15 protein-coding genes are annotated in these 22,660 nt (G+C 52.6%); 5 read left to right on the forward strand and 10 right to left on the reverse strand.

Going from position 1 to position 22,660, the window contains the following annotated elements; genetic code table 11:
* Nucleotides 1–58: 58 nt before the first annotated feature.
* Genes Q0Z69_RS02480 through Q0Z69_RS02490 form a run of 3 tightly spaced genes read right to left on the reverse strand, consistent with a single transcriptional unit; the run spans nucleotide 59 to nucleotide 4,365 of the window.
* Complete coding sequence (locus tag Q0Z69_RS02480; RefSeq protein WP_298029569.1) at nucleotides 59–2,224, reverse strand: molybdopterin-dependent oxidoreductase; 2,166 nt, start codon at nucleotides 2,222–2,224, stop codon at nucleotides 59–61.
* 16 nt (nucleotides 2,225–2,240) lie between these two features.
* Nucleotides 2,241–2,951 carry an aspartate/glutamate racemase family protein gene (locus Q0Z69_RS02485; RefSeq protein ID WP_298029571.1) on the reverse strand — a complete coding sequence of 237 codons (711 nt, stop codon included), beginning with the start codon at nucleotides 2,949–2,951 and terminating at the stop codon, nucleotides 2,241–2,243.
* 31 nt (nucleotides 2,952–2,982) lie between these two features.
* Entirely contained in the window at nucleotides 2,983–4,365 is a 1,383-nt protein-coding gene (locus Q0Z69_RS02490; protein ID WP_298029573.1) for an MmgE/PrpD family protein, read from the reverse strand.
* A gap of 75 nt (nucleotides 4,366–4,440) precedes the next feature.
* On the opposite strand from Q0Z69_RS02490, the gene Q0Z69_RS02495 reads away from it, so the two are divergent.
* Entirely contained in the window at nucleotides 4,441–5,361 is a 921-nt protein-coding gene (locus Q0Z69_RS02495) for a LysR family transcriptional regulator (protein WP_298029575.1), read from the forward strand.
* Nucleotides 5,362–5,377: 16 nt separating this feature from the next.
* Here the strand turns inward: Q0Z69_RS02495 and Q0Z69_RS02500 are convergent, their stop codons facing one another.
* Entirely contained in the window at nucleotides 5,378–6,826 is a 1,449-nt protein-coding gene (locus Q0Z69_RS02500; protein WP_298029577.1) for an SLC13 family permease, read from the reverse strand.
* A 361-nt stretch (nucleotides 6,827–7,187) separates the two neighbouring features.
* Here Q0Z69_RS02500 and Q0Z69_RS02505 point away from each other — a divergent pair, with 361 nt between their 5' ends.
* From Q0Z69_RS02505 to Q0Z69_RS02520, 4 genes are all read left to right on the forward strand, one after another.
* Entirely contained in the window at nucleotides 7,188–8,210 is a 1,023-nt protein-coding gene (locus Q0Z69_RS02505) for a TRAP transporter substrate-binding protein (RefSeq protein WP_298029579.1), read from the forward strand.
* Between the two features lie 42 nt (nucleotides 8,211–8,252).
* Nucleotides 8,253–8,771 carry a TRAP transporter small permease gene (locus tag Q0Z69_RS02510; RefSeq protein WP_298029581.1) on the forward strand — a complete coding sequence of 173 codons (519 nt, stop codon included), beginning with the start codon at nucleotides 8,253–8,255 and terminating at the stop codon, nucleotides 8,769–8,771.
* The gene (locus Q0Z69_RS02515; RefSeq protein ID WP_298029583.1) at nucleotides 8,772–10,046 is read left to right on the forward strand and encodes a TRAP transporter large permease; all 1,275 of its coding nucleotides are present in this window, start codon (nucleotides 8,772–8,774) and stop codon (nucleotides 10,044–10,046) included.
* A 315-nt stretch (nucleotides 10,047–10,361) separates the two neighbouring features.
* Nucleotides 10,362–11,186, forward strand: coding sequence for a hypothetical protein (locus Q0Z69_RS02520; RefSeq protein ID WP_298029585.1), 825 nt, complete (start codon nucleotides 10,362–10,364; stop codon nucleotides 11,184–11,186).
* Between the two features lie 232 nt (nucleotides 11,187–11,418).
* Here the strand turns inward: Q0Z69_RS02520 and Q0Z69_RS02525 are convergent, their stop codons facing one another.
* The 6 genes from Q0Z69_RS02525 to Q0Z69_RS02555 all read right to left on the reverse strand — a co-directional run bounded on the left by Q0Z69_RS02525 (nucleotide 11,419) and on the right by Q0Z69_RS02555 (nucleotide 22,648).
* A complete protein-coding gene (locus tag Q0Z69_RS02525; RefSeq protein ID WP_298029586.1) occupies nucleotides 11,419–14,250 on the reverse strand; it encodes an EAL domain-containing protein in 2,832 nt (943 codons plus the stop codon).
* A 349-nt stretch (nucleotides 14,251–14,599) separates the two neighbouring features.
* Complete coding sequence (locus Q0Z69_RS02530) at nucleotides 14,600–17,173, reverse strand: response regulator (RefSeq protein WP_298029587.1); 2,574 nt, start codon at nucleotides 17,171–17,173, stop codon at nucleotides 14,600–14,602.
* Nucleotides 17,174–17,203: 30 nt separating this feature from the next.
* A complete protein-coding gene (locus tag Q0Z69_RS02535) occupies nucleotides 17,204–19,867 on the reverse strand; it encodes a response regulator (RefSeq protein WP_298029588.1) in 2,664 nt (887 codons plus the stop codon).
* 884 nt (nucleotides 19,868–20,751) lie between these two features.
* Nucleotides 20,752–20,937: a hypothetical protein gene (locus tag Q0Z69_RS02545; protein ID WP_298029590.1), complete on the reverse strand. Its 186-nt coding sequence runs from the start codon at nucleotides 20,935–20,937 to the stop codon at nucleotides 20,752–20,754.
* A 584-nt stretch (nucleotides 20,938–21,521) separates the two neighbouring features.
* Entirely contained in the window at nucleotides 21,522–21,734 is a 213-nt protein-coding gene (locus Q0Z69_RS02550) for a cysteine-rich KTR domain-containing protein (protein ID WP_298029592.1), read from the reverse strand.
* Nucleotides 21,735–21,880: 146 nt separating this feature from the next.
* Entirely contained in the window at nucleotides 21,881–22,648 is a 768-nt protein-coding gene (locus Q0Z69_RS02555; protein ID WP_298029594.1) for a hypothetical protein, read from the reverse strand.
* Between the last annotated feature and the right edge of the window lie 12 nt (nucleotides 22,649–22,660).

Here is a 22,660-nt window from a genome sequence, read left to right on the forward strand (position 1 = left end):
TAAAAGAGCACAGCGCCTGCCGGGGTTTTCCCGGCAGGCGCTGTACTCTCTTATATCATCAGTCCCTGTTCAGATAACGCTGAGGCATCGGAATCTTTTCAATTTTGCAGCGGTTGGACTTGTAACCGGGGAAGCCGCTGTAAGGATCCAGATGCCAGCTGCCAACCAGGTCGTTGGCATTCGCCTCGCTGTATCCGTGGTAGAAGTGGACGTCACCCTTGCGGATCTTGGCAGAGGGGTTCACGGCAACTTCAATACTGCCGGAGGAGTTGGAAATGCGGATCCAATCATTGCTGGTGATGCCCAGTTCCTCAGCATCCTCCAAACTGATATCAGCCATGGGATACTTTCTCATCTGCCGCAGCCAGGGCACCTCGTGCAGTCTGGAGTGAATGGTATTGGGTATGCGGGCTCCGGTATCCAGTGTGAAGGGATATTCCTCGGCATTAGCGTCATCGTCCAGAGGATCTCGGAAGGTGGGGATGGGATCCAGGCCATGGCTCTTCTGGAACTCCTCAACGATAGTGGACTTGAATTCGAACTTTCCTGTGGGAGTTTTGCAGCCGGCGGCGAGATACGCACCCGGAACGACTTCCTTGGCCTCAGGCACATGGATGGGCATATCGTTTGCCTTCATTTCTTCAATGGTAATGCTGAGATCCCGAGTCATAAAGCGGATTCCGGCCTCGTAGCCCTCTTTCAGCAAATCATCATCCAGATCCATGATCTTCGCCAAATCAGCCAGCATCTGTACATCGCTCTTGGACTGGTAAAGCGGATCGATGACAGGATTGGTATATGTGGCAAAGCCACCAGGGTACACCTTGAACTCGCCGCGCTCAAAAGAGGTACAAGCAGGCAGCACGATATCCGCATACTTGCAGGTATCGGTCATAAACAGCTCCGTATTGACAAAGAAATCAAGTTTTTTAAGCGCTTCATAGAAAGCGGGCGTATCGGGGAACATCTTGGCATTCATACCCATTGCAAACACAGCCTTGATGGGATAAGGCGTTCCCTCTTCAATCTGGCGGCACAGATCCATAGCCTGGAACTCAGGCACCAGACGGGTCCACAGCGGGAAGCGGCCGGCTCCGATCGCCTCGGTGCGGGGGCCGGGCTGTCTTTCCAGATAATATTCATGCTCATGGGTGTCAAAGCCTGCGATCTGATCGTAGTAGGTCGCCCGTACAGGCAGGTTGCCGCCTGCACGGTCAAAGTTTCCGGTCAGCGCGTTCAGGCAGATGATGGCGCGATAGTTCTGAAAACCGTTGAGGTGATGGGTCACAGGGGAGGGGGAGTCATGGATGCAGGCAGGGCCGTTAGTGGCATACATCTCAGTAGCGCGATAAATGTCATCAGGGTCCAGGCCAGTGATTTTGGCAACCCGATCCAAATCAAACTGCTTTACATATTCCGCGTATTCCTCATAGCCGTAGGCGTACTTCTCAATGAACTCCTTATCCACCCAGCCGTTTTCGATGATGATCTTCGCCATGCCCAGGGCAAGGGCGCCATCTGTGCCGGGACGCAGCTGCAGATGGATATCTGCCAATTTTTCCGTGGCGGGCGTCCTCCTGGGGTCAACGATGATGAACTTCTTGCCCATCTCCTTCAGTTCCAGAAGTGCGGGGGCCACCGTATGGTTGGAGTAGAAGCCGTTCAGCGCCCAGCCCAGGATGGTGTTGGCGTTGCCGTAATCCGGCTCAATGATAGTGCCGCAGGTGGCCATCCACGCCATCTCGGTGGACTTCCAGCACACGCTGCATTCGGAGCCATAGTTGATGCTGCCGAAGGAATAGGCAAAGCGGTGCAGAGTCTGGCGATACCACTTGGTGAAGCCGGAGAAAAATGCAACAGAGTTTGCACCATACTGGGCACGGTAACCCAGCAGCTTGTCGGAAATCTCCCGATAAGCCTCATCCCAGGAAATGGGTTCAAATTGACCCGATCCACGGGGACCCACTCGACGCAGAGGAGTCTGGACCCGGTCCGGCCTGTAAATGTACTGGCGGTTGGAGGAACCCTTCGGGCAAAGCTTGCCCTCGTTAAAAGGATGTCCTTCTGTGCCTTCTACCTTGATAATCTTGCCGTCTTTTACATAGGCATTGATTCCGCAATGCGTACCAGGACAGCAAATATCACACAGCGTGTGTTTGACCTCAATCCCAGTCTCGGGACCGGGAATTTTGGCCTTGATCATTTCTTCAATCGTGGGTTTCATAGATTACCTCGCTTACTCAGATAGTGAACAATTTGCCCAGTTCAGAGATCTTGGTGCCTACGCCAGAGTGGCGCAAAGCGCCCCACAGAGTCACCTGGTTGCTGGTGAGAACCGGCACATGATAGTCCTCCTCCGCCAGCCTGATCAGGTCCAGCACATTCAATCCGGTGCAGCTGATAAACAGGCAGTCGGCGCCAGTTTTGTCCAGCTGCTTGAGCTGGCGGTATACCAGGCTGGGCTGGATCTCGGCGATATCGTCCTCGGGATAGGTCATGCCCTTGATGTTGGTCACATGAACGCCGTTGGCCTCCAGGAACTGCTTCTCCACCTCATTGGTGTTATCGGGATAGGGCGTTATCACGGCGGCATGATTTACGCCAAGAGCGTGAAATGCCTCTACCAGAGCGCTGCTTGTGGTCATACCCGGGCAGCCGCTGGCCCGCTCAATGGTCTCAATGCAGGTCTTGTCAAAGCCGGGGCCGCCGATCAGGCTGCCGGATGTGCAGCCGAACATGACGCACTCGTGGGGTGAACCACGGAAGATCTTGGCAGTGTCCTCCAGGCAGTCCACCATATCCATCAAGCCTTCGGGAGACGGCATGCCGCTGAAGGGGATACGGGTCGTATTGATCCCGACGCCCTCGGGGATATACCGATGAAAGTCATTTTCCATATTTGGGCCTGTTCCCGGAGAGATCAGGCCGATCTGCGCACGCCAAAATAACATATCGATTCCTCCAAACTCAGAAAAATCAGGCTTACAGCGTAATATACTTTGCGACCTCACTCATGTCCTCGACGTTTTCGATGTTGAAAATGAAGTCGCAGAGCGCGTTCTGCTTCTCTTCGCTCATCACGTCGCTGGTGGCCAGCTTGAACACGTCGATACACTCCTGACGGGTGTAATCGTTCTGGGGATGTCCCTTGGGGAACTGCATGGTCTCCTCATAGACCGTGCCGTCCTGCATAGTGATCTTCATGCCGTACACAGGATAGGAGCCCTTCTGGAATTTATCAAAGTTGTGGGGGATCAGAGATGTTTCGCCCACGCCATGGACCTTGGAGGCAAGCTCCAGGATCGCAGGATCGTTCAGATACTTGGCATCCAGCCAGTCGTAGCCGACTTTGGGCCCCTTCAAGTACATGGCCATGCAGAAGGGGATGCTGAACTGCGCACGGACCAGAGAGGCATAACCATCGGCGGGAGCCTCCTCGCTACGCTCGGGGATGTAGGGAGAGACCTCGATGCTGGCGATGCTGTCGGGGTCAAACTGATGCTTCCGATACAGCTTGTCGATCAGGTCCATGGGTGTCTGGATCCACATGTTCACGGGCCAGTTCTTCATCATCAATTCCATGATCATATGGCGTTTGCCCAGGTCTTTATCGTACCAATCCCAGTCGCACTGGTCAGAAACGCCCAAATAGTAACCGCCGTCATCCTCCAGGGAATTCATCAGCGTAGAGATGCCAGCTTCGGTGATCAGAGAGCACTCTACGCCCAGCTGAGCAGTTAGGCCATGGGTAAAGTGGTAGAAATCGCTGAAGCTGGAGTGGATCACGTTGATGGCAACAGGCGTCATGTGCGCTGCAGTTCCCAGCAGTTGGTTCATCTTGTCGCCTTTGATTCCCATCAGTTTACCAGCAGCGGCGGTGGGAGCAAAAATCTGCCAGCAGTGCAGGCCCCAGCCCTGTTCAAAACGCTCGTCAGAGGGCTGCACGGCCATGGCAACGCGCTGATAGATGTCGTAGCAGCCAACCAGCGCGGTCAGGTAATCCTTGCCGCTCTTATGGTAGGCCTCGGCGACTGCCAGAGAGGCAGGAACAGCACCGGCGGAGGGATGGCCGGTCCAAGCGCAGTCCTCCCAGTCCAGCAGATCAGCCATCGTGCCGGTGGCCAGCACCGCATTGGCAACACCAACTTTGGTGCCATCACCGATGATGGTGGCTTCCACGCCGCCTCCGCCCAGGGTCTTGGCGATCCGGATAATGTCCTGTGCGGACTTGGAGCGCATGGAGGACAGCGCCGCGCCGATGGTGTGCAGCGTCACCAACTTGGCCCGCTCCAAAACCTCCGCGGGGATATCCTCATATTTCAAGTCGGACAGATAGTCGGCAAGGATCTTCGTGTACTGTTTCATAATGACTGCTCCTTTACATTCTATTTTAAATCATGTATACTACTTAAAAAAATAAATTTATGTGGGGGGATATTTGTGCACGTTGAATATTTGCAGTATCTTGTGGAGGTATCAAACTGTTCCTCGATCTCCGCGGCGGCCAAAAAGCTGTATCTCAGCCAGACCAGCTTGAGCGCCATCATCTCATCTCTGGAAAAGGAACTGAACATCACCTTTTTCCGGCGGACCCACAAGGGCATCGTGGTGACGCCTGAGGGGAAGCAGGCTCTGGAGATCATCAAGGATATTCTGGAAAAAAACGACGAGCTGCGGAACATCTTCGATTCGAGCTCACGGATCAACTCCATCGTAAATGTGGCGGCATACCCCTCTGTCGCCACATCACTTTCCGTGTATTTGGCGCGGCGCTTTGTCGAGACCAATCCCGATGTTTCCCTGCAGGTGCATGAGCTGCCGTACAGCCGCACTTTCAACGCCATCAGCGAGGGGCTGACCCATATCGCGGTCGCCGCTGAAAACAGTGACCTGATCGACATCCACCACGAAATGATCAAACGGGGCCTGGTCATTGAGCCGCTTTATGAGGATCGTTTTGATCTGATCGTATCTTCGCAGTCCCGTCTGGCTGACCGGGAAAGCGTTGATATCTCGGAAATTCTGGAGGACCGCCTGGCTTTTACCCACGTATATCCCTCTCTGCGGGACCGTACGATTGCGCCCATCATACGAAAGTTCAGGACCTTTACGATCTTCAACAATATTGAGGCTTTGAAACAGGCAGTGGCGGACAACAGCGTCATTGCGTTCGTCCCGGGTCTTGCGACCCTGGGCGACCATCGGATCCAGCAGGGCCTCATCCGCCAGATCCCTATCACCGGCTTTCCCACCGGCCTGACCAACTACCTGCTCTATGAGAAATACAGTATGCTGAGTGTGGCTGAGAGAGCGGCACTCAGCGAGATCAAAGAGTTTTACCGCGCTCTCTCAGCCGTATGAGGTTTTATTCTATCTATCAGATAATGTAACTTGCCACGATATACACCGCAATGGTAGGGATCAGGAAGCATACGCAGTAGACCAGACCATACTTATAGATATCTTTCGTAGTCAGCCACTTGTTGCTGTAAATGTAGGAAGCCATGCCGGAGGACCCCGGCAGGATGAAGCCCATGTTGGCAACCAGAATGATGGCCATGGCAATGACCATGGGGTTAAAGGACATCTGCTCTGCAATCGGAACAACGATAGTCAGCATGACCAAGCCAGTAGCCATATTACTCCCCAAATTGGTCAGGATCAGCATCACGATGATCACAACAGCGACAAACATGACAGGACTCATAGAACCCAAAATGGGAGCCAGGATATTGGTCATAACGTCCTTGATACCAGTGCCATCAGAGGTCAATGCGCGGGCAGCCGGGATAACGGCGGCGCACATCAGCAGAATGTTCCAATCGGCGCCGTTTTTTACGACCTTGGGGAAGTCCATCAGGGGCTTGCCGTCCAGACGAACAATGATTGCCAGGCAGAAGACGATGGTGAACCAACCAACCTGCGTAACAGAGTCCAAGAAGGTGCGGATCACGTTACCGGTGGGGATCATAGTGGTGCCGATGATGTAAAAGACGATCAGGACGAAGCAGAGAATGTAGCCCTTGTGCTGCTTAGTCAGCTTGCTCATCTCTTCATTCTTCAAGGTGGTCACATCAATGGTCTTCAATTTTTCGAAATCGCACTTGAATATATATTTCATAGCCAGTACGATCAGCGCGGACATCAGAGTCAAGGCAATGAGGCCCAGGAAGAAATACAAAACATGATTGAAAGCGATGCCGGTCATCTCCTGGAAGATCATGGCCAAGGCGATCAGCCAGCTCTGGAAGGAAAACAGGCCCTCATACATAATGGAGGTCAAAAAGCTGGCCAGGATCAGCATGGTGCTGTATCGCTCGCCCTTCTTGTAGCCAGCATACTCAGCGATGTAGTAGAAAATTGTCCAGGACAGGACGATGGTCACATTGGAGGTCACCAGCGGAGCGCAGATGCCAAATGCCACGATGTAGATGAAAGTAAACAGCATCGGGCGGCCGTTCAGGACCTTTCTGGTAATGATCCAGCGAGCCATGACCTCACCTAAGCCGCTGGAGGCGATTCCCTCCGCCAGCACAAGCAGGATCAACATCATCCACACGATATCGCTGCCAAAGCCGGAAGCGATGGCGTCAGGGACGGAACAATAACCAGAGAGACCCAGCGCGACGATAGTCAGCATACTGGGCCAGATAATCTCTACCGCGCACAGCAGGTAGATCATGCCGATGAAGATGCCCAGAATTCTCATGCCCAATTCGGTAACGCCTGCAATGGGCGGAAGGAATCCTACACCAAACATGATGATGATACCGATAAGACTTTTAATGTAATATGATGTGTCTTTGGATTCTGTTTGTAAACTCATAGTTTTCTCCCTTTCTGTCAATGTTTCGGGTAACCCGGTTGTGGTTCCTTGCTCAAATATTACAAAGATTCAGAGCGCCCGTCCAATAGTTTGCCTTGCTAAGCGGTTACCAAAAAAACTGGAAGCACTATTCGTATTTCACGAAAAAGGCTCCTTGTATCAGGGCAAGATGCCTATAATCCCACCGTTTTATGCTTGGAGGACCACAAACAAGTCTCTTTTGGAGGCTTATTTTTTATATACTGATTTTTACGCTATCCCGCCAACAAGAAAGTGGGTAACGTAAAACTTTGTTTTTGTGCTATTATTCATGGTATCAAGTACATCCTTTTAAAAATAAAGGGAAAAGGAGATATTGGATATGATGAAGAAAATGATTGCCTGGGTACTTATTGTGGCGGCGGTCGTCGGCATCATGACTGGCTGCGGCGGATCCAAGCAGGCAGAGACCAGCAGTGACAAGATCGTTCTGAAATTCGGCCATCCCCAGACAGGCGACAGCATATGGCAGTCCCTCGCAGAGTACATCAAGGAATATGTGGAGTCCCGGGACGAAACCATTGCCATCGATATCTATCCCGATTGCCAGCTGGGTGACGAATCCACCATGATGCAGGCTGCTCTGGCGGGCACACTGGACATGGTTGGCCTGACATTCTCCGAGCTGACCAATGCGGTACCCGCCTGCAATGTCTGTGAGCTGCCCTTCTTTTATGGTACCATTGAGGACTATTTAAGGGTTCAGAACGACGAAACTTTTCACACCAAGCTGTGGAATGAGATCGAAGCTGTGGGCTTGATCCCCATCGGAAACAGCGATATCGCCACTCGAAGCCTAAGCAACAAAAAACATACTGTTAAGACTCCTGCCGATCTCTCTGACCTGAAGATCCGCGTCATGACCAGTCCCATTTACTCTAAGCTGTGGGAGGCTATGGGAGCAACACCCGTTTCTCTGGGCTTCTCTGAAGTCTATACCGGCTTGCAGCAGGGCGTGATTGACGGTGAGGAGACCGGTTTGGAAACCATGGTTGACATGGGATTTCATGAACAGGAGAAATATCATACTGAACTGCACTACGTGATCTCCGGCGGCATGAATCTGATGTCCAAGCAGGCATGGAGCAAGCTCAGCGAGGAACAGCAGGCCCTGATGCTGGAGGCTGGCGCTGCGGGTTTTGAGTATGCCCTGACCCTGTATGATGATTATTATGCCGAACGCAGAGAGACCGCGCTGGAGAACGGCGTGGAGGTCATTGTCCCCACTGCCGAAGAATTGGCCGCTTTTTCTGATCGGGCACAGCCTGTGGTTGCAGAGATCGTCAATACAAATGCTTCCACCAAGGCACTCTACGAAATCGCCTGCGACATTTTGGAGAAATAAGGAGCAATTAGAGATTTTTAGTGGGGCGATGGAGGGAAGATTTTGAAAAAGATATTGAGAATCATAGATAAGATTACAAAATGGGAATCCATGCTGCTGGGAGCCGTTTTCTTAGCATTGACCCTTATTGTATTCACACAGATTGTTTTGCGTACCACCAAGACCGGCAATCTCGTCTGGCTGGACGAACTTTGCCGTGTCATCATGGTAGATACCACTTTTGTGGGTGCCTGTGTAGCGCTGACCCGCGGTGAGCTGACTTCTTTAAATTTGGTCACGGATTTGCTCAGCGAAAAAAAGCGGAATATGCTGGCGGTTGTTACCAATATCATCGGTGGTATCTTCAGTATCTGGTTAGGCACACGGGGCTGGACGGCTATGGTTGGCATGATCGAGCAGAATGTACGCACTGTTTCCCTGGGTGTTCCATACTGGGTCACATATCTGCCCATCGCAATCGCCTTGTTCGGCATGGGGGGCCGGTTTTTCCTGCTGACTTATGTCAGCTTTCTGCGGGCCTTCCGTCCGGACAATGACTTGCTGGAAGGGAGGATGGAATAAATGGCACTGGTCGGCATTGTCTTTATCGTGTTAATGGTGGTAGGCCTGCCTGTATCTGTGGGGATCCTGATCGCATCTGCCATTGGCGTTGTCCATGTGGTGGGTTTTGATGGTGTTACCATGCTCCAACAGATGTACTTTGGCTTGGACAACTTTTCCCTGCTTGCGATCCCGTTCTTCATCATCGCAGGCAATATCGCCTCTCGCGGCGAGACGGCGGAACGTCTGGTCAATGTGTTCCGTGCTTTTTTGGGCAGGATTCCTGGCAGCTTGGGAATCGCCACCATTTTTGCCTGTGCGTTCTTTGCGGCTATTTCCGGCACCACCTTTGCCACAATCCTGGCCATTGGTACTATCATGTATCCCTATTTGGTGGAGGCGGGTTATCCTAAGTCCCTTTCCATCGGCATGATTACCGCAGGCGGCACACTGGGCATCCTGATTCCGCCCAGCATCCCCATGGTGCTGCTGTCCATTGCAATGGGCTCCTCTGTTTCCAAGCAGTTTACCGCTGGCTTCGTTCCCGGCATCCTGTTGGCGATCATCTGGTGCTCCTGCGTATTTTTCTATTCAAAAAAGCATGGCCTTGTAGAGGCAAAGGCTTATAGCTGGAAGGAAAAGTGTCAAGCGCTGGTAAAAGGGATTCCCGCCATCATGTTCCCAGTCATTGTATTGGGGGGCATTTACAGTGGGCTGACCACTGCCACTGAGGCAGCTGTCATCTCCATTGTCTACGTGCTCGTGCTGGAAATGTTTTTCTTTAAATCCCTTGACTTCAAAGGCCTTCTGAAAATCAGCGGAGACGCAATCATGATCTCGGCAAGTCTTTGCTTCCTGACGGCTGCCGCCCAAGCACTGACTTGGTTTATCACGATTGAGAAAGTTCCTCAGGCTATTGCCATGTTCATCCAGGCAATGATCCCCAATAAGATCCTGTTTCTGTTGGTACTGAATATTTTTCTGGCAATCTGCGGTTTCTTTTTGGATGTGACGCCTCTGGTCTTGATTCTGGGGCCAATTCTGTCCTCCACACTTGCAGGGTATCATGTCGACTTTGCCCAGTTTGGCATCATCTGTATCTTGAACTGCCAGCTTGGCACCATGACTCCGCCCTTTGGTACCTGTTTGTATCTGTCCATGGGAACTTTCAAGGAACCGATGAGCGTCGTTGGCAAAGGAGAACTGCCATTCATCATTACATTGTTTCTCTTCATATTGTTAATCACGTATGTTCCAGAAATTTCGCTATTCCTTCCAAAGCTTCTGGGCATGTAAGAAATAGCAGCCCATTTAACAAGACGGGTACAGCAAACAAAGAAACACTCCTCGGTGCATGAACAGGACCAGCAAAAACGGGCAACAGGCAAAACACCCCCTGATGTAGGAAAATGAAAGTACTACATCAGGGGGTGTATACTAGTTTTCTTTTAACGGTTTTGAAACCTTCTCTCTATAAAACCATTACTTTTGAAATACAGGCAATAACTGCCGGAGAAACATACATGAGTTCAAGCAATGTTGCAAAACAGTAAAATATACCGTATGATTTATTTCATCAGTACGATAGGACACAGTGGGGGGATGCAGATTATGAAACGTACTATCGAAAAACCAAATAAGGTGAACCACAAAATATATATTTGCCTTATTTCCCTCTTTTCAGGAACTCTTATGTTCTCTTTCTTTATCTCAGCGGGTATCTGCAGCACATTATCCGACATAATCAAAAACCTTTCGTATGGTTGTGTAGCATCTACCGTCGTTGCATGGATAATTGATTGTGCGACCACCAGGAATTTAAACAGGAAAGCAAACAGTATATACGATGCAGTATATGGAGAATTAAAGTTTCACATTGGTGCTTTTATCGGGACATGGGCAGAATTATGTGTTGTTTCATTCAAAGAGAAAGATTATCAAGAAGAAAAGCACACATGGAACGATTGGTTTAAAATAGTAAAAGAAAACTACGATAAATGTACGCCAGAACGCCAAGCGCATCTATTGAATTTTTTCTATAGGCAACTCACTGAAGCCGAAAAAGCTGTTAACAAGTCAATTGATTATCTCCAATCTCAAAGGTATATGTTAACATTAAACGATGTGATGAACGATGCTATGGATCGAATTCTCTCAGATTTTCGGTTTGAGTTTTATGCATTAGATTTAGATTTATCTCGAAAGGATACTCCAGAAATGTTTTGGTCACATATGGATGCCATTACTTCAGATTTATTAAGATATATTCAGAATTGGCCGGATATTAGGTATTACAATCATCTTCTTTTTCGCCCCCATAATTTTTTTCAAAATACAAACGACCTTCTTGCTGCGGTGTTGATAAGCGATTATGTTCCTGCCACCGGAGGAAAGAAGGAATCTCTGATCTGCCGAATCAAAAAACATTTGAAATGAGCGCAAGCCGCCTATTAAATGCATTGGATTTGACTAACCAGTTTTTGGGGATTTTATCAAAAGAACATTTGGAGGCATTATAGCACAACAGATAGCAAGCCTATAGCGCCCCATTCCTTATTACACTTATTGTGAAACAAAAAACAGGAACAGCAACCCGGACAAATTCAAAAAATTTGTTCGCATTTGCTGCTCCTGTTCAAACCGAAACACAAGATCGTGCCGCAGGAATTTATGTTCCCATATTTTCGCGGTAGAAATCCAGGAACTCCCCAATAGGAATGGGCCTGGAGGCATAGTAGCCCTGATAACAATCACCGGCGAGGGACGCGATCAGGTCGTGCTGTTCCCGCGTCTCGATCCCCTCCACGCAGGTGCGGAAGCCCGCCATCCGGGAGCCCCTCGTAATGCACTCCATCATATACCGATACTTCTGATCGGTAAAGATATTGGAGAGAAAGACCCGGTCCACCTTCACCTCGTCGATGGGAAGCTGCAGCAGCAGTGTCAGGGAGGAGGTGCCTGTACCGAAGTCATCAAGGGCAACGATGATGCCGTGGGAGCGGAAAAACTTCAATTCATCCGCCAAAAAGGCAAGGTCTAAGCGGCGGCAGCGCTCCGTAAGCTCAAGGCACAGATTCCGCGGAGGACAGCCCGTGTCGTCCAGAATATTCAGGACATCCTCGCGGAAGCCGCTGTGCTCCAGCTGGGTATCTGAGATATTGACATTCAGGATAAAATCAGGGTCGGCCTCGCGCATGGGCTTGGTCTCTTCGATCGCCTGACGAAGGATCCAGTTTCCAACCTGGATAAAGACAGGATCGTTTTCCAGCCAGGGAATGAAGCTGTCCGGCGGCACGACGCCGTAAGGCTCCTGCTTCCATCGAAGCAGCGCCTCAGCGCCGATGATTTTTCCCGTGGAGAAGGAGACGATAGGCTGATAGCACAGGAAAAAGCTTCTGCAGCCCTCTATGGCGCTGCGGTGAATATCCGTGTGAAGTTGGACATTTTTGGTGTTGATGCCCTTGCGAATATCCTTGCTGAAGACCAGCTGGTTGCGGTAGTTTTCCAAGGACTGCTCCATCGCGTAGATCAGGCTGCTGCGGACGATGGATGCATTATAAGAGTGGAAACTATCCAACAGCACCGCGCCGCCGTAGATCCGCAGCGGGATCTGCAGGTTGTTGATTTGGATGTTGTTCTCCGCCAGCGTCTGGAGCTGACGGAAAAATTCCTGCGCCTCATCTTGATCGGCGCCGTATAGGTAGAGGGCAAACTTGGCCCCCTCCAGTCGAAACACGCGCCCCTTGCCGCCTACAAGCTCCTGGAGTTCCATGCCGAAAAGCCGCAGCACCTGGTTGCCGCCCTGCTGGCCATACATGGCGTTGATATGACGGAAATGCTCGATCCCCAGCTTGATCACACAGACATCTGTCTGCTCCTCGACAAGGCGGTAAATGCTCTTGGTAAATTCCGCGTTGTTATGCAGATTGGTGATAGGGTCCACATCGTCCACAATGCCGTGATTGATGATCGTACCCGCAAACAGGTCAGGGGCCATGCCGTCTCCCTTCAGCACCACGCCCCGGCAGGTACAAACGACGTATTCTCCCAGGCGGTTCTTGGCCCGGTATTCCAGCGCGTGGACCTGACGGTGCCCGGAAAAGACCGCTGTGATATCTTCGTGGTACATTTCCCGGTCCTGTGGATGGATGTGGGACTCCCAAATTTTGCCGGCATTGAACATATATTCACCCGGCAGGCCGAAATACTGCACCGCAGCCGGAGACCAGCGGGATACCCCGGTGTTCATGTTGCAGAGATAGATATAGCTGCGCTCCGAAGTGCCGGAAAAAGCTGTGAACGTCCGGTCAGTCAAGCCGCTGGTGTCCAACGCTGCCGAAGCGGACTCCTGGCCTTCCGTCAGGACCTGCCCGGAAGGCAGCGGTTCCTCGCGGAGCATGGTGTGAGGGATGGGGCCATATTTGATCTTATTGCGTTCCTTGTTGCGGTACAGGGCAGCATCCGCCGTCTGTACTGCATCTTCGAGGCTCTCACGGAATGGCTCATACTGGGCATAGCCCAGAGAGATGTATGGAAAATTCGGATCTGTTTTGCGGTGCTTCCCCATAGCGGATAGAAACTGTTCGTTCAGCGTATCCACCAGAGCGCCGGCTGTCTCCAAGATCACACAGAATTTATCACCTTCGATCCGGTAGCATTTTCCATAGTTCCCATAGGTGTTCCGGATGATGCTGCCGATGACCTGTAAACAGTGATCGCCGTAGAGACGGCCGTGCTGTTCATTGACTGATTTGAAAAGATCCACATCGAACAGCTGGATGACAGCTGGCTCACGCAGCCGGGACAGCTGGTTATTGTAGCTGGTGCGGTTGAGCAGCATGGTCATCTTATCAATGCGCTGGATCATATCGTTATAAAAGACATAGATCAGCGCCACATCGATAGCGACTGTGAGCCAAGCGGACTTTATACTCTTGTCGATCTGGTTTGCGGCGACGCCGAACAGCAAAAAGAGCAGCAGCAGGACCAGGATGATCCGGTTCCGGTTCTGGTATTGACGGCTGACCTGATAGCCGGTCCACAGCACAAGGGCAGCACCGCACAAGTAGGTCGCCAGATAGATCCAGTAAAAAGGACCGTGGCGGAAGAGGCCGCTGCTGTCCACATAGAAGATGAATCCGCTGAAAGCGGACAAGATCTCCACCCCGGCGTGCAGGATCAGAGCATGCCAGATCCACCGGGCTTTTTTGGACAGATCGGCGGAACAGTTCAGGATCTCCGCGCACAGGAGCGGGGCAACCGGCGTCAAAGAGAGCTCCAGCACCTTGGTCCAGATGTGGACCTGCCGGAATCTCCCGCCGAAATGAACGGTCACAGTGCCCGACCACTCCGCAATGATCGCCAGGATCACACTGAGAAAGAGCAGCAGAAACAGTCTGCGTTTATGCTGCGGGAGCAGCTCATTGGTGTTTGCCATGATTGCAAGGATCGCCATTAAAAAAATGACTTCCAAAACAATCACGCTATAAAAAACCAGCATAGGGATACCACCTTTGACACTTATATCCTATTGGAAGTATAGAACATATTTGAGGTAAATGCAAGAGGCGGTATGGCGCTGAAAAAGCGTACCGCGGCGGCTTTGTGCAGCAAATATTTTTGACCGCGAATCCCAGCGGAGCGAATCACAGTCGGAAGTGAAGAAATTCCCTGTCCAGCTAAGGATCCTCGCCGCAGGCAGGGATTTGTGCTAAACAGGGAATTTCTGAGTTGTATCAAGGAGAGAAATATACTATTTTGAGCAAGAGATTTCGGGGGAGGGTGTGCGGGACCGTTCTGCGCTTCCCCGCCTTACGCGGTCACACGCCCGTTTCAGCTAAACACAGCCATCAATCATCCATGTACTTTTTCAGGATACGGGTTACCTCACTGATGTCAATGGGCTTGGCCACGTGGGCGTTCATGCCGTGGCTCAAGCACCTCTGAATATCGTCGGAATATGCGTCCGCCGTCATGGCGATGATAGGCAGCGCGGCATCCGGCCGGTCCATGGCGCGGATCGCGTCGGTCGCCTCGTAGCCGTCCATAATGGGCATCCGGATGTCCATCAGGATGGCGTCATAGTATCCGGGATCGGAGCGCTGGAACATCTCCGTGCAGACCTCGCCGTTTTCCGCCCACTCCAGCTCAAGACCCAGATCGTGAAGCAGCTCATTGGCGATCTCCCAATTCAGCTCATTGTCCTCCGCGACCAGGACACGCTTGTTGGAAAATTCCGGCGCTTGCTCCTCCTTGGCGGTCTGAACCTCCTCTGCGCCTACATAGGGCTTTAATCCATAGAACAGGGTGGACCGGAACAGGGGCTTCATCAGGAAACCACTGATTCCCGCTGCCCGGGCCTCATCCTCGATCTCGGTCCAGTCGTAGGCGGACATCAGCAGGATAGGCACATCGCCGCCCAGCTGCCGCCGCAGCTCCCGTGCGGTCTGGATGCCGTCCATGTCCGGAAGCTTCCAGTCCAGCAGGATCACGTGATAATCATTATGCGCCTCATGATGCTGGGCAGCCATCCGAACGGCGTCCTCGCCATCCAGAACCCACTCCGCCCGGATGCCGATGGAGCGCAGGGAATCAACGGTGCTCTCGCAGAGCTGCTGGTCATCGTCCACCACCAGCATGACCCAGTCTGGCAGGAGCATATCCTCGACCTGCTCCACCGCCCGCTGCAGATCCAGGATCACCTGGAACTGGGTTCCCACGCCCTGCCGGCTGTCCACCGTGATCTCGCCGCCCATGGCGTCCACAATGTACTTGGTGATGGCCATGCCCAGGCCGGTGCCCTCGGTACGGTGGATCCGCTTGTTGTCCTCCCGGGAGAAAGATTCAAAGATATGGGTCTGGTACTCCTTGGACATACCGATACCGGTATCCTTCACGCTGATGCGGATACGGACATAATCCCCTCCCTTGGGAGACTCTTCCTCGTAAATGGACACCTCGATGGAGCCGCCCTCCGGCGTAAACTTGATGGCATTGGAGAGCAGATTCAGCAGCACCTGGTTCAGGCGTACGCTGTCGCAGTGCACGTTCTCCGAGGTAATGTTGAAGATAGAGATATTGAATTTCTGATGCTTTGCCTTCACCTGCGGCTGCACGATGCTGACCATGCTGTCCATGACCTCCCGCAGGGATACCAGCTCCTCGTTGAGTGTCATCTTGCCGCTCTCGATCTTGGACATATCCAGCACGTCGTTGATCAGACCCAGCAGGTGACGGCTGGACATGGTAATCTTTTTCAGGCAGTTCTGCACCTGCTGGGGATCATCGATATGTGCGGTGGCGATGGCCGTCATGCCCACAATGGCGTTCATAGGCGTGCGGATGTCATGGCTCATGTTGGAGAGGAACTCGCCTTTGGACCTGCTGGCTTTCTCAGCTGCAATCCGGGCCTCCTCAGCCAACCGCCGGGCCTCCTCCAATTCCTTCATCTGCGCCCGGTTCAGGGTGAAATACCGCAGGAACACGGCGATCAGGGACAGCAGGATCACCGCGCAGACGGCCGCGGAAGCGGATAAGGAGCGTGTTCCCATGCTCTCCACCGATTCGTTCAACGCGCCGTAGGGCATGAACGTCACCAGATACCACACACTGTTGGGCAGGCTGGACGCGTACATATGCTGCCGCACGCCATCCACCTGGACCATGGTGGAGTAATCGCTGCCGGCCTGCATGGCAGCCTCAAGCTCGGCAATGTAGTTCTCCGGGGTCTGGCCGTCCGTCTCTGCGTATACGGCGCGGACCCGGTCGAAATAGTTGTCCCGCACCGCGGCGGAATTGCGGGCCACAAAGGTGCCGTCCTTGCGGATGACAAGAGAATAGATGAGGGTGCTTTTATCCTCCAGTGTGTCCAGCGAGAGTATTTCGGACAAATAACTGATCGGCAGCTCGCCTATCATGGCGACACAGTTCTCCATGCCCGGAACACTGAGTCTCACGGGCGCGCACATCAGCACGACCTGTTCCCCGGAGCCGTTATAGCCAACAGCGATCCGGCTCTCCCCGTTTTTCAACGTCTCCAGAAAGATTGGGGGCCCGGAGTACTGGAGTGGATCTCCGTAGATCGTCTCAAGGTTTCCCTCGTCATCACACCAGCTGATGGACTCATAGTCCCGGCTGTGCCCATAGTAGGTCATCCACTGGTAATATGCCTCCTTATTGTTCTCGCACGTGGGAGGAAGGTTTTCCGAAAATGTCGTCATCGGAATCAGGCACTGATCGCTGATGGCTTCGAAATGCTTGGAGATCCGTTCATTGATATTTGCCATATAAATGCTTCCCAATTGGGCGATGGCCTGTTCGTTTTGACGGTTCAAATAAACTGCCAGTGCCGCGAATGCCGTGATACACACAACACACACGACGGCGAGGCTGCCGGCCAGAAAATGCTTGATCTTGTCTTTCATTGTCCTGCCCACCTTCCAGAAAGCCTCTGTTCACTTCAAGGCTTCCTTCAAAACCTCCATCAAATTTGCAATGTTGATCGGCTTCACAATATGTCCGTTCAAACCGGCGTCCAGCGCTTTTTGGCGGTCCTCTTCAAAGGCGTTGGCCGTCATTGCGTAGATCGGGATAGCCGCCTTGTCCCCCAGAGAGCGGATCCGGCGGGTCGCCTCGTAACCGTCCATGCGCGGCATTTGGATGTCCATGAGGATGAGATCGTATCGGCCCGCAGGCTCGGCTTCTACCTTCTCGACAGCCACGGTTCCATCCCCAGCCACATCGACCTCGAATCCCCTTTCCTCCAAAATGGTCGCCGCGATTTCCTGGTTCAGCGCATTGTCCTCCACCAGGAGGATCCGCTTGCCCTCGAAAAGCGCGTCAGACTCTTCCGGCTTCTCTGCAACTTTTTCAACGTGTCCCAGGAGGACATCCCGAAGCTCCGACATGAACAGCGGCTTTGAGCAGAAGGCCGTAACGCCTGCTTTCCTCGCCTCCTCCTCGATCTCTGTCCAGTCGTAGGCTGTCAGGATAATGATGGGCTTGCTGTCGCCGATGATCGCCCGGATGCGCCGGACCGTCTCGATCCCGTTCATATCCGGCATGACCCAATCGATGATGTAAACGCTGAATTCGTCGTCGTTTTCCACGGCAAGCTGTGTGCGAAGGACGGCCTCTTTTCCGGAAGTGGTCCATTCCGCCCGCATGCCGATCTTCCCGAGCATCCGGGTGACGCTGGCGCAGGTGTTGAAATCGTCGTCGGCCACCAGCGCGTGCAGGCCGGCCAGTTTGGGAATCTGTTCGCAGCGCACCGGACCGCCGCCGATGCGGAATTGCAGGCACACCGTAAACTCTGATCCCTTGCCGACCTCGCTCTCCACGGAGATGGTCCCGCCCATCATGTCCACAATGTTCTTCGTGATCGCCATGCCGAGGCCTGTGCCCTGGATGCCGCTGACGGTGGAAGTCTGCTCCCGGGTAAACGCCTCGAAGATGTGCTTTTGGAACTCCTTGCTCATGCCGATACCGGAATCCTTCACCCGGAAGACATAGCTGGCGTAGCCGCTGGGTGCGTCGCTCTTCTCGATCACACGAATACTGATCATGCCGCCCGGCTTTGTAAATTTCACGGAGTTGCTGACCAGATTCAACAGGACCTGGTTCAGCCTCAACTTGTCGCAGATGATATCCTCGTGAACCACGTCGGCGGTATCGATAAAGATCTCAAGCTGCTTCGCGTGCACGTTTGTCTGAATAATGGTTCGGAGATCGTGGAGGACGTCTGGGAGATGCACGTCTTTTTCCTCGATCTTGACCTTGCCGCTCTCGATCCGGCTCATGTCCAGAACGTCGTTGATCAGGGAGAGCAGGTGTTCACTGGACACCGATATCTTTCCCAGGTAGTCCGCCACCTGCTTTTTGTTGTCAATGTGCGCCGCCGCAAGGGCGGTAAAGCCGATGATGGCGTTCATCGGGGTGCGGATGTCGTGGGACATATTGTTGAGGAAGGTGGTCTTGGCCCTGTTCGCGTGCTCCGCAGCAGCCAGTGCGTCCTGTAGGGCCTTCCTCTGCTCTTCCTCCGCCCTGACTTCCGCGTCCGCGTTGCGGATGCCCAGAATCAGATGCCGTCTGTCACCGCTCGCTGTGACGATCTTCACCTGATAGTGATGGACTTCGCCCTCCAGTGTCGCCCGAAAGGGAATCACCAGCGCATCCGCGTCTTTCAGTGCGCATTCGACTGCCGGAGCGGAAATTCTCTTCCGAAACATTTCACGGTCCGCCGGATACACATATTTTTCAATCACCCACGCCCAGGTCTGATCATACGGATGGACTTTCCTGTGGCCATCATCGACCATCTCGCCCTGCGACTTGAAGGGGACGGACGTGTTTTCCTCCAAATCAACCTGGGTGATCTCCGTATAATCGCGGCTGAGCGCTTTGACGATATCCACCTGCTCCAGCTTGATTTTCGTCTCTCTCTCCTCGGAGACATCCATGAAGCTGACCAGCGCATGGTCAGCGTCTATGCCGCGATTCACCTCGAAACGGACCCACCGTCCACCTTTTTCTGGACGCTCTCGGACCACCACTGCATACCGCGCATCTTCTTGAAGCCGTTTCCGCATCATCTCGATCCGGCTGGCCTGAAAGAGCTTTTCCTGATCGTCCTTATAGATAAAATCGCGGATATAGTCGTCAAAGCTCTCCCAACGGTTGTCTCGGCCGAACCGCTCTTCAAGGCTCCTTTTGCGGATAAACACCGAATAGGTCCCCGAGGAAAATTCCACATAATAGGCAGATAAAAAGACATGGCAGTACGCGTCAAAGAAGCCGACGGAGCGCTCGATCTGCTTCTTCATATGTTCGCTCTCCACGCCCACCTTGTGGCGCGTCACGCAGTATTTACCCCCGGTCAGCTCGCAGAAGGCAGCCTCCACAAATCCGTCGTAGAAGGAATCATAGTACATCACGGAAGGATTGTCCGAGCGGTCCGCAATTGGGCAGTGGGCGCACGGCGCATCCCGGTTCATGACGGCCCGGTAGCACAGATCGCCCACCCGGATTCCCGGATAACGATCCGCCACCGCCTTGTCAAATTCCACAAGGTGAAAATTTCGGTCTATAATATAAATATTGTTTTCATAATTTATATTCATCCGCCAACCTCCAGACTTCTTCCAGTAATAGGACTCTCTCTTGGATATACCGGTGTTCAAGGCAATCTTTCCCGCTTATCTGCCCTGAATGGTTCCTTTTATGAATCAAACCGCCGACAATCTATATCTTCCGGCCAATTTTCGCATCTAGTTCATCAATTGTCAGTTTCCCATTGTTCCCCCGCTTGTAGCCAAAGCAGACAAATTCGGCGTAACCAGAGGTGCCATTTTCAAACTCTCGTTTGATCCACCATCTGATATTCCGGCCCACATCCTCGCTCTCCGCTTGAGTGAGAACACACCATGCAATTGGCCGCACTTAAATCTGCTGTTCATTAAGCCACATATTTTCCCGCTCAAGGTAGACCTCTATTCCTGAGCCACGCGGGTTCTGCAATGCCTCATCATATCAAAGGTATTCCGCCTAAAGCGGCTACTAGAATTTATCAGAGCCGGGTCAATTTACCTTGTTCAGTTAATTTTATCAAAGTGCAAAACTCTTGGCAACCGTATTTTCAGGATTCTTAGCTCGTTTACGTTTTTCCTGTTGCACAGCCATGAAGATTTTATCAAAAATAATGGCTTCATGAGAGTCGGTGTGGAGATACCGTTCCATGAAGCCATCTATCATCCAGCCCAAGAACAGTTTATTGACCGTCTGGCTGCTGATTTTTTGATTGATTTTCCAGCCTACAATACTACCCAGAATACTCCCCTGTCTGGCCGGATGGCAAGAAATATCCCAGGAATGTCTATGCCCACAGTGAGGCTGAGTGCGGGGAACTGTTAGCAAAATTGATAGTTGAGATGAAAGCGGAAATCACCGCTGAACGGGAGCGATTTAAAAATGAAACGAAAGCAAGTTAATAGCAAAGAGCGGCCCATCAGGAAGCAAATCCCGGCAGGCCGTTTTTTGCTGTCTGTAGCTTGTGGTCAACGGCAAATGCCTCAAATTCAATCCAGAGAAAAGGTGCAAAAAAGCAAAGAAAAGCCAGCCCTTTCAGCAGAAAAGGCTGGCTTTTATGGAGCTGCTGGGCGGATTCGAATTGCGCGAAGCAATTTTCCCGCACAGTTTCCCGCTCCTTTTAGTCCCTTGTTTCAACGGTTTTATGGTATCGCGTGGTGTTTTCTTCCTAGTGCCTGGAATCGCTTAAAGGGAAAAATAAAGGGAAACTTTTACCCCCGATTGCCCGGATTTCTAAGCGTAAATTTTTCACCCCTCGCAGCTGGGCTGTGTGGCCGCTCCGTGCTTCCTAAGGGCCGCCCGTGGTTCCTTGGACGGCTTTCCCAATGGCGTCCTTCTGCGGGTCTCCTGTAGCCATTCAGCGGCCCTGACTATCTGTGTTTTTTCTTGCCGGGGGACTTCCTTACGCGCCCACACGGCACCGCGCGCCCACGAGGCTTTTTCTCTTGTCCTGGACCCGTTGCGATTGGATGCCGACTAGGATTTGGCATTTTTCCACACCGGGGGCACGCTCCAGCGTGGGGAAAAAATCTCTCACGAAGGGGGGCCTGCGGTCTTTCACACAGTCCACCCAAACTTTTTTTGACCGGGGGGAGGGCTGCAAGGAACCCCGCGCACGCACACACAAGCACCTGCAAGCCCAAAGCTGCGCCATTTTTTGCGTCGCGGACCGCCGTTTTTTCGCCTGTTTTAGCTGATTTTCCGCAGCGTCACACGGTCCAGGCTCTCCCCTGCCCGGATATCAACCACGCTTTCCCGCTTGCAATGGCGGCAATAGATCACAAGCCCCGCCGCGCTTGTGTCTGGCTGAAGCCGCAGCATCTTCCCATGTCTGCATACCGGGCAGGGAACGAACACGCCAGACGGCGTTAATTTGCAAATCACAACGGCTTTCCTGTTCATGAAACCGCTCCTTTCTGGGCAGGCCTCCCGCACATGCGCGCCCGCGCGGTTTGGCCCCTTGTGATTTCATGGTAGCCCTTTTGTGGTTCTCCTTCAAGCCTTTGCGGGTCTTTTCTCTGGCCCCATTCCTAAAGTTATATCTTATTTCAAGTAAGTAAAAAGGCTTCCAATCGGCCTTTTTCTCCGGCTGTCACCCACCCGGGCGGCTCCTTGTATCCCCTGGGTAACCTGTACTTAATGTAGCAATAGTTCCCAAACTCCGTCACCTTCTCTTCCCGCTCAATGATATGGCAGCCCACCGGCACAGCCAGCATGGTATCATTGGGAACGTAGGCGGTTTTCACGATAGGCTTCTTCATGTTCCTGCTTGCGGTCCACATTTGCGCCCCCACGGGCCGCCCGGTCACGCTTTCCTTTGTCACATATTCCGCCAGTGTCTCATAACCGAATTTCCCGACATACTCCAAGTCCACAATATCCCCAAACGGCCACAAGCTACGTATGATCTCTATGTCCTCCCCGTTGGAACTCACCACCAAATGATGATGCAGGCGGGCCTCCCCGTGCTTTTCTTCCGTGGTGTATATGTACTTCAACTCCTGGCCTCTGGCCTTTCGGTGCTCCCGAAACAGCTTCAGAAAATGCCGCACATTTTTGACCGCTGCGGCCCGGTTGGCTGGTAGATCAGTGTCACGGTATGTCAATGTAATAAAGAGGTCCCGTCCGGTGAAATTCGCCGCCAGCAGCATTTCCAAGCGTCCACGGGCCGTCTTGTCGTTCATTGCCTTTTGCGCGGCGGAGGTCATGCGGGACTTCTCCGCCCTGGCTCTCTTGCCGTCCTGCGGCTCCGGAGCCGTATATATGATGGTTTTCACGATTGGTCCGGCTATGATGGTCTTTTTCCGTTTTGCCATACTTGCCCCCTG

This window comes from uncultured Dysosmobacter sp. (genome assembly GCF_947631165.1).
Classification (GTDB): domain Bacteria; phylum Bacillota; class Clostridia; order Oscillospirales; family Oscillospiraceae; genus Oscillibacter.

Bases quoted from the DNA above. Each gene is read 5' to 3' on its own strand.
- Q0Z69_RS02480 (WP_298029569.1), bottom strand. From the start codon at position 2,224: ATGAAACCCACGATTGAAGAAATGATCAAGGCCAAAATTCCCGGTCCC.
- Q0Z69_RS02485 (WP_298029571.1), bottom strand. From the start codon at position 2,951: ATGTTATTTTGGCGTGCGCAGATCGGCCTGATCTCTCCGGGAACAGGC.
- Q0Z69_RS02490 (WP_298029573.1), bottom strand. From the start codon at position 4,365: ATGAAACAGTACACGAAGATCCTTGCCGACTATCTGTCCGACTTGAAA.
- Q0Z69_RS02500 (WP_298029577.1), bottom strand. From the start codon at position 6,826: ATGAGTTTACAAACAGAATCCAAAGACACATCATATTACATTAAAAGT.
- Q0Z69_RS02505 (WP_298029579.1), top strand. From the start codon at position 7,188: ATGATGAAGAAAATGATTGCCTGGGTACTTATTGTGGCGGCGGTCGTC.
- Q0Z69_RS02515 (WP_298029583.1), top strand. From the start codon at position 8,772: ATGGCACTGGTCGGCATTGTCTTTATCGTGTTAATGGTGGTAGGCCTG.
- Q0Z69_RS02520 (WP_298029585.1), top strand. From the start codon at position 10,362: ATGAAACGTACTATCGAAAAACCAAATAAGGTGAACCACAAAATATAT.
- Q0Z69_RS02525 (WP_298029586.1), bottom strand. From the start codon at position 14,250: ATGCTGGTTTTTTATAGCGTGATTGTTTTGGAAGTCATTTTTTTAATG.
- Q0Z69_RS02530 (WP_298029587.1), bottom strand. From the start codon at position 17,173: ATGAAAGACAAGATCAAGCATTTTCTGGCCGGCAGCCTCGCCGTCGTG.
- Q0Z69_RS02535 (WP_298029588.1), bottom strand. From the start codon at position 19,867: ATGAATATAAATTATGAAAACAATATTTATATTATAGACCGAAATTTT.
- Q0Z69_RS02550 (WP_298029592.1), bottom strand. From the start codon at position 21,734: ATGAACAGGAAAGCCGTTGTGATTTGCAAATTAACGCCGTCTGGCGTG.
- Q0Z69_RS02555 (WP_298029594.1), bottom strand. From the start codon at position 22,648: ATGGCAAAACGGAAAAAGACCATCATAGCCGGACCAATCGTGAAAACC.